Annotated in this window: 15 protein-coding genes and 1 riboswitch; of the genes, 7 read left to right on the top strand and 8 right to left on the bottom strand. The window is 62.7% G+C overall.

From position 1 onward, the window contains the following. Nucleotides 1–20: 20 nt before the first annotated feature. Nucleotides 21–1,052, bottom strand: a complete 1,032-nt coding sequence (locus ACMA5I_RS01605) for a substrate-binding domain-containing protein (RefSeq protein ID WP_525884471.1) — start codon at nucleotides 1,050–1,052, stop codon at nucleotides 21–23. Between the two features lie 120 nt (nucleotides 1,053–1,172). Beyond that, entirely contained in the window at nucleotides 1,173–1,868 is a 696-nt protein-coding gene (gene queC, locus ACMA5I_RS01600; protein ID WP_525884470.1) for a 7-cyano-7-deazaguanine synthase QueC, read from the bottom strand. Between the two features lie 267 nt (nucleotides 1,869–2,135). Next, nucleotides 2,136–2,245, top strand: a riboswitch (guanidine-I (ykkC/yxkD leader). A gap of 91 nt (nucleotides 2,246–2,336) precedes the next feature. On the opposite strand from queC, the gene ACMA5I_RS01595 reads away from it, so the two are divergent. From ACMA5I_RS01595 to ACMA5I_RS01570, 6 genes are read left to right on the top strand one after another with little or no spacing between them, the layout of a single operon-like run. Then, nucleotides 2,337–3,401 carry a putative urea ABC transporter substrate-binding protein gene (locus ACMA5I_RS01595; RefSeq protein WP_525884469.1) on the top strand — a complete coding sequence of 355 codons (1,065 nt, stop codon included), beginning with the start codon at nucleotides 2,337–2,339 and terminating at the stop codon, nucleotides 3,399–3,401. A 43-nt stretch (nucleotides 3,402–3,444) separates the two neighbouring features. Next, on the top strand, nucleotides 3,445–4,257 hold the full coding sequence (locus ACMA5I_RS01590; RefSeq protein WP_525884468.1) for an ABC transporter permease: 813 nt from the start codon (nucleotides 3,445–3,447) through the stop codon (nucleotides 4,255–4,257). Beyond that, the gene (locus ACMA5I_RS01585) at nucleotides 4,254–5,015 is read left to right on the top strand and encodes an ABC transporter ATP-binding protein (RefSeq protein WP_525884467.1); all 762 of its coding nucleotides are present in this window, start codon (nucleotides 4,254–4,256) and stop codon (nucleotides 5,013–5,015) included. Before ACMA5I_RS01590 ends, ACMA5I_RS01585 begins: the two co-directional genes overlap by 4 nt. After that, a complete protein-coding gene (locus ACMA5I_RS01580; RefSeq protein ID WP_525884466.1) occupies nucleotides 5,005–6,261 on the top strand; it encodes an agmatinase family protein in 1,257 nt (418 codons plus the stop codon). The genes ACMA5I_RS01585 and ACMA5I_RS01580 overlap by 11 nt, the downstream gene beginning before the upstream one ends. Then, nucleotides 6,251–6,703 carry a hypothetical protein gene (locus ACMA5I_RS01575; RefSeq protein ID WP_525884465.1) on the top strand — a complete coding sequence of 151 codons (453 nt, stop codon included), beginning with the start codon at nucleotides 6,251–6,253 and terminating at the stop codon, nucleotides 6,701–6,703. Before ACMA5I_RS01580 ends, ACMA5I_RS01575 begins: the two co-directional genes overlap by 11 nt. Next, a complete protein-coding gene (locus ACMA5I_RS01570) occupies nucleotides 6,700–6,858 on the top strand; it encodes a hypothetical protein (RefSeq protein ID WP_525884464.1) in 159 nt (52 codons plus the stop codon). Before ACMA5I_RS01575 ends, ACMA5I_RS01570 begins: the two co-directional genes overlap by 4 nt. A 34-nt stretch (nucleotides 6,859–6,892) precedes the next feature. Here the strand turns inward: ACMA5I_RS01570 and ACMA5I_RS01565 are convergent, their stop codons facing one another. Further along, nucleotides 6,893–7,339, bottom strand: a complete 447-nt coding sequence (locus ACMA5I_RS01565) for a thiol-disulfide oxidoreductase DCC family protein (protein ID WP_525884463.1) — start codon at nucleotides 7,337–7,339, stop codon at nucleotides 6,893–6,895. Between the two features lie 193 nt (nucleotides 7,340–7,532). Here ACMA5I_RS01565 and ACMA5I_RS01560 point away from each other — a divergent pair, with 193 nt between their 5' ends. Continuing rightward, on the top strand, nucleotides 7,533–9,194 hold the full coding sequence (locus ACMA5I_RS01560; protein ID WP_525884462.1) for an ABC transporter permease: 1,662 nt from the start codon (nucleotides 7,533–7,535) through the stop codon (nucleotides 9,192–9,194). A gap of 3 nt (nucleotides 9,195–9,197) precedes the next feature. On the opposite strand, the gene ACMA5I_RS01555 is transcribed toward ACMA5I_RS01560, so the two are convergent. The 5 genes from ACMA5I_RS01555 to ACMA5I_RS01535 are packed head-to-tail and all read right to left on the bottom strand — an operon-like array spanning nucleotide 9,198 to nucleotide 15,166. Next, complete coding sequence (locus ACMA5I_RS01555) at nucleotides 9,198–10,217, bottom strand: extracellular solute-binding protein (RefSeq protein ID WP_525884461.1); 1,020 nt, start codon at nucleotides 10,215–10,217, stop codon at nucleotides 9,198–9,200. 17 nt (nucleotides 10,218–10,234) lie between these two features. Further along, nucleotides 10,235–11,311, bottom strand: a complete 1,077-nt coding sequence (locus ACMA5I_RS01550; protein WP_525884460.1) for a DUF1513 domain-containing protein — start codon at nucleotides 11,309–11,311, stop codon at nucleotides 10,235–10,237. Nucleotide 11,312: 1 nt separating this feature from the next. Continuing rightward, on the bottom strand, nucleotides 11,313–12,296 hold the full coding sequence (locus tag ACMA5I_RS01545; RefSeq protein ID WP_525884459.1) for an imelysin family protein: 984 nt from the start codon (nucleotides 12,294–12,296) through the stop codon (nucleotides 11,313–11,315). Beyond that, nucleotides 12,296–13,861: a di-heme oxidoreductase family protein gene (locus tag ACMA5I_RS01540; RefSeq protein ID WP_525884458.1), complete on the bottom strand. Its 1,566-nt coding sequence runs from the start codon at nucleotides 13,859–13,861 to the stop codon at nucleotides 12,296–12,298. Before ACMA5I_RS01540 ends, ACMA5I_RS01545 begins: the two co-directional genes overlap by 1 nt. Before the next feature lie 51 nt (nucleotides 13,862–13,912). Next, a complete protein-coding gene (locus ACMA5I_RS01535) occupies nucleotides 13,913–15,166 on the bottom strand; it encodes an imelysin family protein (RefSeq protein ID WP_525884457.1) in 1,254 nt (417 codons plus the stop codon). Nucleotides 15,167–15,294 lie beyond the last annotated feature (128 nt).

Genomic DNA, 15,294 nt, shown 5'->3' with positions numbered 1-15,294 from the left:
AGGATTCTTAATTCCCAATTTTAGCTATTGCGCGGTGCAGCGCAGGATCCGCGGGTAAAGAATTGATGCGGCCCGATAATTTGGAGATCCTTGAGATCCGCACCGCTGATCGCATCGGCAAGGCAGCCCGCAAGCGGTGTCCAGCTGTCATGAAGCGGTGCATCGGTGACGGTCAGCGCCGGGTAGAAAGCCGCCGTTTTCATGTCCCCCAGATGGTCATCATGAGCCACGACGGACACATCCTCCGGGATCGACAGACCAAGCGCCGCCAGCGCTTCATAGACCCCTTTCGCCACCCGAACATTGCCGCAGATAATCGCCGTAGGCGCTTGTTTTTCTGGTGTAAACAGCTCAACGGTCGAGACCATCCCATGCGCCTCCACCATCTCACCATTGAAGATGAGCGAGGGATCCGGCGCGATCCCGGCCTCCTCCAGCGCGCGAAAATAACCTCTGTCCCGCGCACCCACATAGGTCCGGCCCTCAACGCCATTCAGCAGCGCGATCCGGCGATGGCCAAGCGCGGCGAGATAGGCGGTCAGCTCGTAAAAAATCCCCTCATTATCAATGTCGAAAAAGGGGTGATGCGGCTCCGAACCGATTCGGCCATGCACGACAAACGGGATATCTTCGCCCGCTAAAAATTTTGCGCGGTCATCATCCTCATGCGGGTCCACAAGGACAAAACCATCCAGCGCGCCGTTGCCGATCAGCTTGCGATACACCGGAATCATCGGCTCGCCCGCTTGCGCGACATGCAGCACCATCTGCATCTCACGCCCGGCAAACTCGGTGGAAAGCCCTGCGACCACTTCCATGAAGAGGCCCGCAGAGTCGAAATCCTGCGACGGCGGCACCACCAGCCCAACCATGCCGGAGCGGCCGGAAACCAGTTTTCTTGCTGATAAATTAGGGCGATACTGAAGCGAGCGCGCAATATCCTTCACCCGCGCACGGGTCGCCGCGCTCACATCGGAATGGTCATTGAGCGCGCGACTGGTCTGCGTGACCGAGAGCCCCGCCCTCTTTGCAACATCCTTCAACGTGGCCATAAACGGCGCCCTCCACCAATCCGAAACGCTTCCGGTCTCTTGTAACCTTCTTTACACCACGGAACCGGATCGGCAAAGCGCGCCGTCTTTATACTGTCGCAACTGCGCGGATGCGCGCTCTCAGCCCCTCTCTGCAACGGCGCTGCGCCAGAAATCGGGATCGTCATAAAACGTCGGATCGGCCACCCCGGCGAGATCGAACGCCTCGCGCCGTTCAACGCAGGTCCCGCAGCGCCCGCAATGCTGCGCGCCGCCCTTGTAGCAGGACCAGGTCTCGGCAAAGGGCGTGCCGACGCGCGCGCCTTCGGTGACGATATCTGCCTTGGTGAGATGGACGAACGGCGTCTCCAGCGCGATATCCGCATAGCCATCGAGCGCCGCGTTCTGCATGGCGGCAAAGGCTTCGGTAAAGGCGGGGCGGCAGTCGGGATAGATGAAATGATCACCGCCATGCACCGCCGTCGCCACCGCATCCGCACCATTCGCCGCCGCCACGCCGTAAGCGATACTCAGCATGATCGCATTCCGGTTCGGCACGATGGTGAGTTTCATGTTGTCCTCGGCGTAATGCCCGTCAGGCACGTCGATCGCATCGGTCAGAGCGGAGCCACTGAGCGCCGCGCCGATCCCGCGCATGTCGATGATCTGATGGGGAACGCCAAGCCGCGTGCCACAAGCCGCGGCGAAATCCAGCTCCTTGCGATGCCGCTGGCCGTAATCAAACGAAATGAGCCCGAACAGATCGCCGCGCTCCGCGACGCTATGGGCGAGGGAAACGGAATCGAGTCCGCCAGAGCAGATGATGATCGTCTTCATGATATGTCCTTGTTTTGAGAACCGGGTAGGCTGCGACCGGTGATGAGAGGCTTATCTAGCGCGCGGTTTGGGCACAAGGGAAGCGGCAACGTCTCCGATTCCCAGAAGACCACCCAAACACTTTTGCCGCAGCGCAGCACGCAGAGTCAGCTTAAAAATTGCGCATAGCGGATAAAATGCGCATATTTTTTGCACATGCCGAAAAATCACCCCGCTTTTTCACCTCCTCCGTTTTGACAACATCGCCGCCGCCCTGCTGCTCTGAACCCGCAGGGCGCTTAGGGTTCCGTTGCCAGTGCTGGCAAGACTGGTCCGAGAAGCGCCACCGATGCGGCAAATTCCGCAGCGGCACACGGCGGGCCAAAATCCCGGGAGACACACCTGCGCAGGTTCGCCCGCGTCATGTCTATCTGTTCCGCCAGCGTGACGCAGACCCCTCCTCGGCGGGACGCTTGAATGGGGATTGCCATGATCAATACACATCTTCTCTCCGCCTCGGCGCTCTCGCTGACCCTTCTGTCCGGCGGTCTCGCACCGGCGCAGGCCCAGCAAACGGATTTCACCATCGGCTGGTCGATCTATGTCGGCTGGATGCCCTGGGGCTATATCGAAGAGAGCGGGATCATGGACAAATGGGCCGAGAAATACGGCATCACTGTCGAGATCGTGCAGATCAACGATTACGTTGAATCCATCAACCAATATACAGCGGGCCAACTCGATGGCGTGTCGGCAACGAATATGGACACGCTGTCGATCCCGGCGGGCGGCGGTGTGGACACGACCGCGCTCATCATCGGCGATTATTCCAATGGCAATGACGCGGTGATTTTGAAAGGTGAGGGCGGGATCGCGGATCTGGCGGGCAGGTCGGTTAATCTCGTTGAGCTGTCCGTCTCGCATTACCTGCTCGCCCGTGCGCTGGAAACGCAAGGGCTGGAGGAGCGTGATCTCGCAGGCGTGGTGAATACTGCCGATGCAGACATGATCGCGGCTTATGCGACCCGCGATATGGAAGCGCTGGTGACGTGGAACCCGCTGGTCTCCGAAATTCTCGGCGCAAACCCCGATGCAAACGCGGTGTTCGACAGCTCGGACATTCCCGGCGAAATTCTCGACCTCTTGATCGTCAACACGCAGACCCTCGCAGAAAGCCCTGACTTCGGAAAAGCCGTTGCGGGCGCGTGGTATGAGGCGATGAGCTTGATGGCGGCGGGCGATGAAGAGGCGCTGACCGCCATGGCCGAGGCCGCGGGCACCGATCTCGAAGGCTATCAGGCGCAGCTTGCGGCGACTGAGATGTTCTATGACCCCGCCGACGCGGTCGCACAGGCGGAGTCGGAAACGCTTCCCGGCACCATGACCGGCGTGGCCGAATTTCTCTTCGACAAAGGCATTTTGGGCGTTGGCGCGCCAAGCGCCGATTTCGTCGGGATCGAATATCCGGGCGGCGTGACCACGGGGGATGCAAACAACGTCACCCTGCGGTTCGATGCCACCTACATGCAGATGGCCGCGGATGGCGCGCTGTGATGCGGCGCGCCTCTGATCCCGTTACAAAAGAGAGGGGCCACCGATGCGTCTCATAAACCAAATCCCGTCGCGGCCCACGGCGGTGCTGCTCGCCACCCTGCCCTTCATCCTTGTGCTGGCGGCCTATGCCATCGGCTCAGATATCCGGCTGAGTGCCAACCCCGCGGACAAGCTCCTGCCTGCCCCCGCCACGATCACCGACACCGCCAAACGCCTCTTCACCGAGGCGGACCGGCGCAGCGGCGAGATCTTGCTCTGGCTGGATACATGGGCCAGCCTCACGCGGCTCGGGATCGGCGTGGCCATTTCGGCGGCGATCTCTCTCATCCTCGGCGTCATCATCGGGATGCTGCCTTACGCAAGGCGGACCCTCTCGGATTTTGTCGCCGTCCTCTCCATGGTGCCGCCGCTGGCGCTTTTGCCGATCCTCTTCATCGTGTTCGGCCTCGGCGAGACCTCCAAGATCGTGCTGATCGTCATCGGTATCACGCCGTTCATGACCCGCGACCTGTCGCAGCGGGTCATGGAAATCCCCCATGAGCAAATGGTGAAGGCGCAAACCCTCGGCGCATCCTCCGGCGTGATCGCGACCCGCGTTGTGCTGCCGCAGGTTCTGCCCCGGCTGATCTCCAACATCCGCCTCTCGCTCGGCTCGGCATGGCTGTTCCTGATCGCCGCCGAAGCCGTCGCCTCCGATGTGGGTCTCGGCTACCGCATCTTCCTCGTCCGCCGCTATTTGGCGATGGATGTGATCCTCACCTACGTCATCTGGATCACCCTGCTCGCTTTCCTCATCGACTGGGCTCTGAAAACCCTGTCACGCAAAAGTTTCCGCTGGATGGAGGCCACGCTATGAGCTTCGTGACTGTTCGCAATGTCTGGCAGTCCTACGGGACCCGACCGATCCTTGAGCGCGTCAATCTTGACGTGGACAAGGGTGAGTTCATCTCCATCGTCGGCGCGTCCGGTTGCGGGAAATCGACCTTCCTGCGGATGCTTCTGGCAGAAGAAACACCAAAGCGCGGCACCATCCGCATCGACGGCGGCGAGCCTGCCGTGGAGCCGGGGCTGGAGCGCGGCGTGGTCTTTCAGCGCTACTCCGTCTTTCCGCATCTCACCGTGCGCGACAATCTGATCGCGGGCGAAAGCTTCCGGTCCTTCTTCGGACGTCTGCGCGGCAAAGCGCTCCGCGAGGCGCAAGAGCGGGCGGATGTCATGCTGGGGCGGATCGGCCTCAACCATGTCGCGGATCAGTATCCGGCGGCGCTGTCCGGCGGGATGCAGCAGCGCCTCGCCATCGGGCAAGCCATGGCCGCCCGCCCGCGCATCCTCCTGCTCGACGAGCCCTTCGGCGCTCTCGACCCCGGCACGCGGCTGTCCATGCACGCATTCCTCATGGAATTGCGCGCGGAGACCGGGATGACCGTTTTCATGGTCACCCATGATCTCGAAGAGGGCTTCAAGCTCGGCGACCGGGTCCTCGTTTTCGATAAGCCCCGCTGGGATCCGCACGATCCCGGCGCTTACGGTGCAACCCTCACCTACGACATTGATGCCCGTCGGGGTGACGTTCCTTCTGAACTGATTGAAGAGGTAGAAGACCATGTTCACTGATATCAAAGCACGCTCGCGCTCCCACCATCCGCAGGACGCGCGTGCGCGTCTCGAGGCCCGCGAAAAGCGCGCCCATCACCCGGATCTGAGCAAACTCGCCGGATGGAAAGCGATGCAAAAAGAGGCCGACATTCCCGAAGGTCGTTGGGAAGAAGAACGTCGCTGGGCGCTCCGCATGGGCCTCACCGGGGCGGACAGCATTGACGACAAGTCGATCCCCACCTTCGCACGCGGCGAGCTGCCGCATTTCGCCGGGATCAATACCTTCCTCAAAGCGCCCTATGCCGAGGATGTCTTGGAAGTCTCCAATTACGACGCGACCGTGCTTGGCATTCCTTTCGATGGCGGCGCGACCTATCGCCCCGGCACCCGTTTCGGCCCGCAAGGTCTGCGCAAGATCTCGGCGCTCTACACCCCTTACAACTACGAAATGGGTGTTGATCTGCGCGAACAGATGACCCTTTGCGATGCGGGCGACGTGTTCACCATTCCCGCCAATATCGAGAAGACCTTCGATCAGATAAGCCGCGGCGTCAGCCATGTGTTTTCGACCGGCTCGCTTCCGATCATGATCGGGGGCGACCATTCTATCGGCTTTCCCTGCGTGCGCGGGATTGCTGAATGCACGTCGAAGAAAATCGGCATCGTCCATTTCGATCGCCATGCCGACATTCAGGAAAAGGACCTCGACGAGCGGATGCACACCACGCCGTGGTTCCACTCGACCAACCTGCCTAATGTGCCCGCCAAGAACCTTGTCCAGATCGGCATTGGCGGCTGGCAGGTCCCGCGCGAGGCGGTGAAAGTTGCCCGCGAGCGTGAGACCAACATCATCACCATGGGCGATATGGAAAAGATGGGCATCGACAAAACCATCGAAATGGCGCTCGAAATGGCGTGGGACGGCGTCGATATGGTCTATATGTCCTTCGATATCGACAGCATCGACTGCGGTTTTGTCCCTGGCACAGGCTGGCCGGAACCGGGCGGCTTCCTTCCGCGCGAAGCGCTGGCGCTGGCCTCCGGCGTCGCCGCCGAAGGCATTTGCGGGTTGGAGCTTGTCGAGGTCTCGCCCCCTTACGACACCTCCGACATCACCGCCCTGATGGGCACCCGCGTGATCGTCGATGTGCTTGGCTCGCTGGTCGCCAGCGGCAAACTCGGCGCGCATAAGCAATTCATCGACAAGCCGGTGAGCATTCCCCATGGCGAGTTTGAAGGAAAGCGGTGGTCCAATGCCACATGATCACGACCACGCGCATCACCACGACCATGACCACCTTCACGGGCCGGGCCACAATCACGCACATGGCGACCATCTGCACAGTCATATGCACGAGCATGATGACGCCGCCGACCTTCAGGTCCTCGCCGCGCAATTCATCGACGGCTTCGTGCAGGCGAGCGACAAGAGCAGCTATCTTAAGCTTGCGGGCGTGCCGTTTGAGCGTGCGTCGAAGGACGGGGCCAAGGCGCTCAAGCTCATTGATGTGGAGTTGAAAACCGAGTGGCAGGTCGGCACGGCCTCGCCCTCCTTCGGATCGCGCGATCTCAGCTACCTGCCGTTCCCCGGCGAGATGGTCCGCGAGCGCACCAATATGTCGCTGATTTATGTGTCGATGGACGAGAAATCCGTCCTCGATATCCGCGATTTTCTCATCCAACGCAAATCGGAGATCGAAAGATGAAACAGATATTTGCCACCGCCCTCGCTGCGCTCACCGCGACGCCGCTCCTGGCCCATGATGGCGTCCATATGCACCCCCATGGCGGCGAAACCATGCTGACACTTCTGGCGATCCTCGCCACCATCGGCGCCGTGGTTTACGTCGCCCGCCGCTGAGGCAGGCTAAGAAAAAGGGCCGTCCGCGGCCCTTTTATCGCAGGAGTCTCTTCTGAAATGCCGGGTCCGGAAATGCGCAGAGATCCGCGCGCCCAAAGAGACGATAGCGCCGCCGCGCAATCTTGTGATAGAGCCAGCGCCGCATCGGCTTCGGAAGAACCGCAAACACTGTTGCCAGCCGCCCCCAACCGCCCAAAACCTGCCCGACCCGCATGATCGCATCGACATCGCAATAGGCGCGACCCTTTTCCAGAAACAGCCAACTCGACGGCGCATCCGCGTCTATCCCGTAATACGCCGCGAGCGCCCGTCCCAGCGGCGACTGGATCGGGCATATGCGCATCTCGCCACTCTGGTCGAGACGATGGATCAGGCGCGCACCGCGGCTACAGATCCCGCATTCCCCATCCATCACGGCAACCGGCGCATGGTCGTCAAAGGACGGCACCGAAGGGTCATCACGGTAGGAATAAGGCGTCATGGTTTCCGTCGCACCTTCTCATAAGGGACACGCGCCCGGTGCATTATCGCTCCGCTTTACCCCGCAACCGCAGCCTTGTCCATTTCCGCCTTGGGCGACCCGCCGCCCCAACAGAGCCATGAAAATAAGGCGCTGGTGATGGACAAATCGGCGGCAATATCTCTAATGGGGTCGGGCAAAGAAAGGACCGCTCGTGGGGACACCCAAACTTACCACCGCCAGCCTCATCATCGCGATGATCTGCCTGCTGCCCATGGTCGCGGCGGCTCTGGCGGCGCTTGGCAGTGATCTGGCGACGTGGCGCGATGTGCTGGCTTCGGTGCTGCCGCGCTACACGCGCACGACGCTGGCGCTGGTGGCCGTGGTCTCCGCGGCGACCATCGTGATCGGGAGCCTCACCGCATGGCTGGTCACGGTTTACCGCTTTCCGGGGCGGGCGATTTTGGAAATCTTCCTCGCCCTGCCGCTCGCCTTCCCGTCCTTCGTCCTCGCCTATGCCTACACGGATTTGCTCGATTTCCCCGGTCCTGTGCAAACGCTCCTGCGTGATCTGACGGGTTGGACCGTCCGCGACTACTGGTTCCCCGAAGTGCGCAGTTTCGGCGGCGCGGCGGCGATGCTGAGTTTCGTCCTCTACCCCTACGTCTACCTGCTCGCCCGCGCCTCGTTCCGCCAGCAATCGGCAGCGGCCTATATGGTCGCGCGGACCTTGGGCCAGACACCGACCGGCGCGTTTCTCCGCGTGGCGCTTCCCATGGCCCGACCGGCCATTGCGGGCGGGGCGCTGCTGGTGGTGATGGAGACCATCGCGGATTTCGGCACCGTCGCCTTCTTCAATGTGCAAACCTTTTCGACTGGCATCTATCAAGCGTGGTTCTCCCTCGGGGATCGCGGGGCGGCGGCGCAGCTTTCGCTGGTTCTTCTGCTCTTTGCGTTGCTCGTTGCGGGGCTGGAGCGCGCGCAGCGCGGACGGGCGCGGATGGCCGCGCAAGGCCAGCGGTTCGGCGATATGGACAAGGTCGAATTGCACGGTCTCAAAGCCTGGGGCGCGACGGCGCTCTGCACCCTACCCGTGCTGACGGGTTTCGTCATCCCCCTTATCATGCTTGGCGTAATGGCGGACCGCTCGCGGCAATCGCTCTTCTCCAGCCGCTATCTCGAACTTATCCAGAACTCGCTCAGTGTGGCGGCCATCGCGGCGGTGCTGACCGTTCTTGGCGCCATGATGATCGCCCTTCGCAGCCGGATACAAACGGATCGTCTCTCCCGCGGCGTCACCCTGATCGCAGGCCTTGGCTACGCCGTGCCGGGCGCGGTGATCGCCGTGGGCCTGCTCGTCCCCTTCGCCGCCCTCGACAACCTCATCGATCGCTTCATGGAAGCACGGTTCGGGATCGACACGGGGCTGCTCATTACCGGCTCCATTTGGCTGCTGGTGCTGGCCTATATGACCCGCTTCATGGCCGCCGCGCTTAACGCTTTTGAAAGCGGTCTGATGACCGTGCCGCCGAGTTTCGACGCGGTTGGCCGCTCACTCGGGCGCAGTTGGGGGGAGGTCGTGCGCGCGGTGCATCTGCCGATGACGCGCACCAGCATCGTGACCGCGCTGATCATCGTCTACGTCGATGTGATGAAAGAATTGCCCGCGACGCTCATTCTCCACCCGTTCGACTTCCAGACCCTCGCCGTGCAGGCGCATCGTCTTGCGGCGGATGAACGTCTCGCGGAAGCCGCCCTGCCCTCGCTGGTTCTCGTCGGCTTCGGGCTGATCCCGGTCGCGCTGTTGTGCCGGACCATCGGGCAGGAAGGCGCACGGGCGAGCAAAACATTCGCCCGCGCGCTTCGCACACAGTAAGGCTTAGTTCCAGCCGACCTCGTTAAAGATCTGCTGCGCCGCCTTGATATTGGCGCTGTAGGCCGAGGTTTGCGTGTCGCTGTCCGGTTTGAAATCGCCGAGACGCTCGGTGCCGGTGTCCGCGTCGACGCCCTCAACCGCCGGATATTCGTGGTTCTGGTCCGCGATATGCTGCTGCGCCCAATCCGTGGTGAAGAATTCCAGAAGCTGCGTGGCTTCCTCCGGGTTCGGCGCGCCGGTGACAAGCGACGCCGTCGCGAGGTTCACATGCGCGCCGCGATCTTCCTGGTTCGGCCAGACCCAGCCGAGGCTGTCCACCGCATCGCTTACGCCATCCACCTCTTCATCGAAGGCCCGCAGGAAGTAGTAGTGATTGGCCACGGCTACATCACATTCGCCCGAGATGACACCACGAAGCTGATCCGTGTCGCCCCCCTCCGGCGGACGCGCCATATTCGCAACGATCCCTTCAGCCCATTCCCGCGCACCGTCTTCGCCAAGCTGCTCGATCATAGCGGCGAGCAGCGACTGGTTGTAAACATTGCTCGACGAGCGGATGCAGATTTTGCCTTCCCACTCCGGATCGGCCAGCGCCTCATAGGTCTGCGGCGGGTTCTCCACGCGGTCCTTGGCGTAGAAAATGATCCGCGCGCGCTGCGAAAGACCAAACCACAGCCCATCGGGGTGACGCAGATGCGCCGGGATCTTCTCGGCAATCACTTCGGACTCCAGCGGTGCAAGGATGCCCGCCTCTTCTGCCCGCGCCATCCGGCCCGCATCGACCGCGAGGAACACATCGGCGGGGCTGTTCTCGCCCTCCGCAGCGATCCGCGCGATCATCTCGTCCGCGTCGCCTTCGATGCGATTGACGGCGATCCCGGTCTCTTCGGTGAATTTCTCGTAAAGCGCATCGTCGCTGTCATAATGACGGCTCGAATAGACATTCACTTCCTGCGCGGTCGCGGCGCTGGCCAGAAGCGCCAGAAAAGCGGTGGTGGATGTCAGGGTGCGTTGCATGAGCATGTCCTCTCTTTGCAGTTTTAAGCTTCAACTTTGATAAGGTGGTTATCCCACGCGCGTTTCGCGTGGGAGCTTCCAGGGCTGAGACGGTCTTTGAGGGTCCAAAAACCGCCCGTGCCATCCGAAGCGACGAAGCCCTGATTGGCTGTTGCGAGCCCGCAAATATCGGCCCGCAAGTGGCGCGTCAAAAACGTTCCATTCGCATCGAAAACATGGACCCGCCCGCCACGCGGCGAGCTGATCGCAATCTCTTGTCCATCGCCGCTCCAGGCGATGCTGCCCGCATAGCCCTCCATGGCGATCTGCTCAGCTAGGTCGGCCTCCGCCAGCACGGGCGCAGCGCCGCGTTTATGCAGACCGAGGAGCGGCACCGGGGTCGCCGTATCCCCTTGCCATTGCATCGCAAAGGCAACCTGACCCTGCGGTCCGCGCGCGAGGTGGCGGATGGAATTTTGGTGAAGATCCGGCTCCAGCGTAACCGTCTCCAAAGTCTTACCGTCGGCAGTCAGGTAGGTGAGGTTCGGCGCCATCGTGTCGAGATTGAGCTTGTCGCGCCCCTGATCGGGATGGGTGCGAAGGCCGCCATTCGCCACCGCCAGCACGTCGCCCTCAAGCGCAAGCAGATCATGCGGGCCAACCCCGCCGGACGCGATTTCACCAAACCGCCGATAGCCCTCACGCCGCGCCCAAAGGCCGATCCGCCCTTCGCCGGTCGCATAGTCATTCTCGGTCGTGCAAAGCAAATCGCCGCCCGCGATGAAGCTGCCATGGCCGTAAAAATGGCGCCCTTCCGGGGCTTCCAGCCGATGCGCCACTCGCCCTGTTGCGCAATTGATGACCAGCGCAAACGTCCCCGGACGGCGCGCGAAAGCGACCGCCTCCGGCGCTTTGGGATGCACCACCGCCGCGTGGCCGCGATCGGGGAGCGGAATTTTGAAGAGGTCCGCGCCGTCCTTGGTCAGCCCGTAGAGCGAGAACGCCCCATCCGCATCCCGTGCGGCGCCAAGATAGGCGGGGCTTTTGGCGTCGGCCCAGCTCAGCGCGGGCAGCGTCGAAGCAGCAAAGAGCGTGGCGAGGAAGGCGCGGCGTGTCGTCATGTCAGTCTCCATCCGCCGAGTTGAATCCCGCTGTCACGCCAAGCGCGCCGCCGATCTCGCCCGCCACATCGGTGCGGATCGTCTGCACCCGCTGCTGGACGATCTCCAGTTTGAGCCGCGCGGACGGATCGTCGATATCCGAAAAATCGGCGCTGTCCACGCGGTCCAGCGCCTCGAACGCCTCGTCAAACGCCGCTTCGGTGATCGGAATCGGCGCATCCGCGAGGCCGCGCGCCATTGACCGCTGCGCCTCCAGCGCCAGTTGCACATTGCGTTTCGAGCGCTCGGACCGCCGCGCTTCCGCCCGCTCCGGGCGCGGCCGGTCAAACGTGCCAAGCGGGCGGCCAAGCTGTTGATCTGCGGTGAATTCCAGCGAGGTCATCAGCGCGGTATAAAGCGCCTGCGTGGCTTCCTTCTCGCTTAGATACACCTCGTTCTCCGGCGCGCCTGCCGTCCGCAGCGTCTCGGCAAAACCGTCCCGCCACTCCGCGTCAATCGCGCTGGCCATCCGCGCGAGATCCACCGCGATGGCCCGCGCCAGCGCGCAGGCGTAATCGCCATCCGCATAGTCGGGCGCGTCCTCGCCATAGAGCAGACGCTCCAGCGCAAAGAGCCCGCGTCCCGCGACGGAGACTTCGGCGAACTCTTCAGGCGCGTCCACCACCGGATCCTCCGCCGCCAGCAAATCCGCCACCGTCCGCTGCACCATGCCCCGCGTGTCCGGCCAGAAGGCAATCGCGAGTTTGCGGCCATTCTGCTCCAGCGGCCCGAGCGTCAGGATGCTAACGGCGGGCCAAGCATCGAAGGCCTCCTGATAGGCGGGCCGCAGCGCTTCGGCGGTGCAGTCCGCGCGTGCCGCATCCGCCAGCGCTTCCGAGGCTTCGGCAAATTGCGCGGTTGCAGGCAAGATCACCTCATCAATCGCGCGGTCCACATCGGCCAAGGCAGGTGCAGCGGCGAGAAGGGCGGGCAAAAAATAACGCATCAGAGGCTCTCCAGATAACGGATCAGGGCGTCGCGGTCGGCTTTGGGCATCTCGGTGACGCGGGTTTTCGCGGGCTCCGCCTCGCCGCCATGCCAGAGGATGGCCTCCAAGAGCGAGCGCGCGCGCCCGTCATGGAGGAACTGCGTGTGGCCGTTGACCTGCTCGGTCAACCCGATTCCCCAGAGCGGCGCGGTGCGCCATTCGCGGCCGTTCGCACGGCCCTCGGGGCGGTTGTCGGCAAGGCCCTCGCCCATGTCATGCAGGAGCAGATCGCTCATGGGCCAGATAAGCTGGAAACTCTGCTCGGACTGATCCTCCAGCCTATGCGTCACGAATTTCGGCGTGTGGCAGGAGGTGCAACCGGTCTCGTAAAACACCTCTTTGCCGCGCAAGACCTGCGGATCGTCCACATCGCGGCGGGCCGGGACGGCGAGATTACGGCTGTAAAAGGTCACGAGATCAAGGCCCTCGGCGTCGATCTCCGTCACGCGCAGATCCCCATCCCCATGCGGACCTTCGCGGCAGGCCGCTTCCGCTTCGGTGCATTCACCTGCGGGGTCCGTGAAGATCGGCGAGGAAATCCCGATATCGCCGGAAAATGCCGAAGCCGATTGCTCGCGGATCGTCGGCACCCCGGCTTTCCAACCGAAGCGGCCCAGCATCGGGCGCTCGAATTCGAAGGACCACACCCATTGCGCGCGGCCCGAAATGCCGTCGCCATCCGCATCCTCGGGGTCCGCATTCGCCAGAATATCGGCCGCCGGGATCGCTTCGAGCAAGCCGAGCCCAATCATCGGCGGCGCGACACGCGGCGAAAGCATCACATCGTCGCCAAGCGGGCCATAGCCGGGACTTTCCGCGCTATAGGTCGGCTTGCGCAAAGAGACCGTATCGCCCTCTGAAAGCGGCACCTCGATCTCCTCATAGGTGATCGCGAGCTGCGCCTCGGCGGGGTGGCCCTGCACCGCCTTGTCCTGAATTTGCCCGCCGTAAACCGGATGCGGCCGCGTGCGGGTCTCCGCCTCCGGGTCAAGCGAGAGCAAGAACGCCTCGATCTCCGACATCTCCGTCTCCGCATCGGCACTCACCGAAATGCGCAGGAACATCGAGGTCGCATCATCCTCCGGGCCTTCCGGCGGGTGGCCGCGCCCGTCTTTCAGATGGCATCGCTGGCAGGAGCGCGCGTTGAAGAGCGGCCCCAGCCCGTCCGACGCCTTGGTCGACGAGGGCGACGACACCCAGAGTTTTTTGAAGAGCCCATTGCCGACCTTGAAATCCAGCTCGCGCTCGAAAGAAATGTTGCCCGACGCCATGGAAAACGCATCCGCATCGCTGCGCGCCCGCACTGTCGCGCCGCCGCCGGGATTGCTCTCGAACGGTTCTGCGGCGGAGAAATCCGTGGTGAGCGCGGTCACGGTCGCGATCCTTTCGCTTTCCTCAGCGGTGCGCGGGACGGTATTCAGGAACGGCGCAAGATGCGCCTCCGTCACCGCCTCTTCGGCCAGCAAAGCGGGCGCAGCGAGCAGTGCCACGCCGATTGCCAAGCCGCATGTCTGCCGCGTCATACCGCTCCTCATCACGCCGGATGACAGGCGACCCGAAGGCCGCCCCTCAGATTACTGGAACACCGCGTCCGGGTTATCGAGACTGTCCGAGCCTTCGAACCCGATCTCTTCGACGCCAAGCGCCGCCACCGCGCGCTCGATGGAGCGTGTCTGCGTGACGAGCGCATCGACGGCGCTCATGATCAACGCCTCGCCCGCCTCATTGCCGCGCGCGAGCATCATGTCATAGCTCATGCCCGCTTCCGCTGCGGCCTTGATTTGGCCAAGTTCCACCATGGTCTGGTTGAGATCCGCACGCAGGGCCGCATCGACCTCCGCATCCGCTTCGGCAACGAGATCCGACAGGCTTGGGCCCGACACGGTCGAGCCGTCCACGCGGACATATTCGCCGTTATAGACGTTATACACGCCCTGCCCGTCATAATAATGGCTGTTATGGGTGTTGTCCGAGAAGCAATCATGCTCCTCCTCGGGGTCGTTCAGCATGACACCGAGCTTCATCCGCTCGCCCGCCTGCTCGCCATAGGAAAGCGAGCCCATGCCCGTGAAGATCGCCTGGATCCCGGCATCCTCATCGGACAGCAGCGTCGTGCGCGCTTCGCCCTCGGCACCCCATTGCGAAGCCATCCATTCCAGATCGGTCACGAGCAGATCCGTCGCCGCCTTGAGATAGGCGCCGCGGCGGTCGCAATTTCCGCCGGTGCAGTCGTCCCCTTGCGCGTAATCCGTCCAAGGCCGCGACCCCGCACCCGCTTCGGTGCCGTTCCGATCCTGGCCCCAAAGCAGAAACTCAATCGCGTGATAGCCCGTCGCCACATTCGCCTCGACCGCATCCGCTTCCTGAAGCGTCTCTTCGAGAAGGGCGGGCGTGATCTCGCTGGCGTCGATCTCTTCGCCGGACAGCGTAAAGGTCGGATTCGCCACCACATTCAATGCCGCATACTGGTTCTCATCGGTCGGGCCGCCATAGCCGTCATCGACATAATCAATCAGCCCCTCATCGAGCGGCCAGGCATTCACCTTGCCCTCCCAATCATCGACGATGGCATTGCCGAAACGATAGGCCTCGGTCTGCTGATAGGGCACCCGCGCTTCGATCCATGCCGCTTTTGCTTCGGCCAGCGCCTCGGCGGACGGTGTCTCGATCAGCGTATTCACCGCCGTTTGCAGCTCCTGCGCCTTGGTGAGACTGTCGCTATATCCGGCCTCGGCAATATCCGCATAAGTGCCGATCACCTCGGCTTTTTCCACGGCAAAGGCCGGGAGCGCGGTCAGTGCCAGAATGGCGGTCATGGTCTGTCGCATGGTCTATCCTTCTCATTTTTGACAGGGCGCGCGACCCTCGGGCGCGTGAGGCGCTTGCGGTCCGTCTCCCTGCATGGGCTGATCGCGTGCCTGCGCCCAACCCAGTGAACGCCCGGATGGTTGACCGA

It is taken from the genome of Jujubicoccus corallicola, from assembly GCF_047345645.1.
In the GTDB taxonomy this organism is placed as follows: domain Bacteria; phylum Pseudomonadota; class Alphaproteobacteria; order Rhodobacterales; family Rhodobacteraceae; genus JBLEFH01.
This window is presented reverse-complemented; position numbering and strand designations above follow the sequence as displayed.

Excerpts from the sequence above, each read along its gene's own strand:
- ACMA5I_RS01605 (WP_525884471.1), bottom strand. The coding sequence starts at position 1,052 with ATGGCCACGTTGAAGGATGTTGCAAAGAGGGCGGGGCTCTCGGTCACG.
- queC (WP_525884470.1), bottom strand. The coding sequence starts at position 1,868 with ATGAAGACGATCATCATCTGCTCTGGCGGACTCGATTCCGTTTCCCTC.
- ACMA5I_RS01595 (WP_525884469.1), top strand. The coding sequence starts at position 2,337 with ATGATCAATACACATCTTCTCTCCGCCTCGGCGCTCTCGCTGACCCTT.
- ACMA5I_RS01590 (WP_525884468.1), top strand. The coding sequence starts at position 3,445 with ATGCGTCTCATAAACCAAATCCCGTCGCGGCCCACGGCGGTGCTGCTC.
- ACMA5I_RS01585 (WP_525884467.1), top strand. The coding sequence starts at position 4,254 with ATGAGCTTCGTGACTGTTCGCAATGTCTGGCAGTCCTACGGGACCCGA.
- ACMA5I_RS01580 (WP_525884466.1), top strand. The coding sequence starts at position 5,005 with ATGTTCACTGATATCAAAGCACGCTCGCGCTCCCACCATCCGCAGGAC.
- ACMA5I_RS01575 (WP_525884465.1), top strand. The coding sequence starts at position 6,251 with ATGCCACATGATCACGACCACGCGCATCACCACGACCATGACCACCTT.
- ACMA5I_RS01570 (WP_525884464.1), top strand. The coding sequence starts at position 6,700 with ATGAAACAGATATTTGCCACCGCCCTCGCTGCGCTCACCGCGACGCCG.
- ACMA5I_RS01565 (WP_525884463.1), bottom strand. The coding sequence starts at position 7,339 with ATGACGCCTTATTCCTACCGTGATGACCCTTCGGTGCCGTCCTTTGAC.
- ACMA5I_RS01555 (WP_525884461.1), bottom strand. The coding sequence starts at position 10,217 with ATGCTCATGCAACGCACCCTGACATCCACCACCGCTTTTCTGGCGCTT.
- ACMA5I_RS01550 (WP_525884460.1), bottom strand. The coding sequence starts at position 11,311 with ATGACGACACGCCGCGCCTTCCTCGCCACGCTCTTTGCTGCTTCGACG.
- ACMA5I_RS01545 (WP_525884459.1), bottom strand. The coding sequence starts at position 12,296 with ATGCGTTATTTTTTGCCCGCCCTTCTCGCCGCTGCACCTGCCTTGGCC.
- ACMA5I_RS01540 (WP_525884458.1), bottom strand. The coding sequence starts at position 13,861 with ATGACGCGGCAGACATGCGGCTTGGCAATCGGCGTGGCACTGCTCGCT.
- ACMA5I_RS01535 (WP_525884457.1), bottom strand. The coding sequence starts at position 15,166 with ATGCGACAGACCATGACCGCCATTCTGGCACTGACCGCGCTCCCGGCC.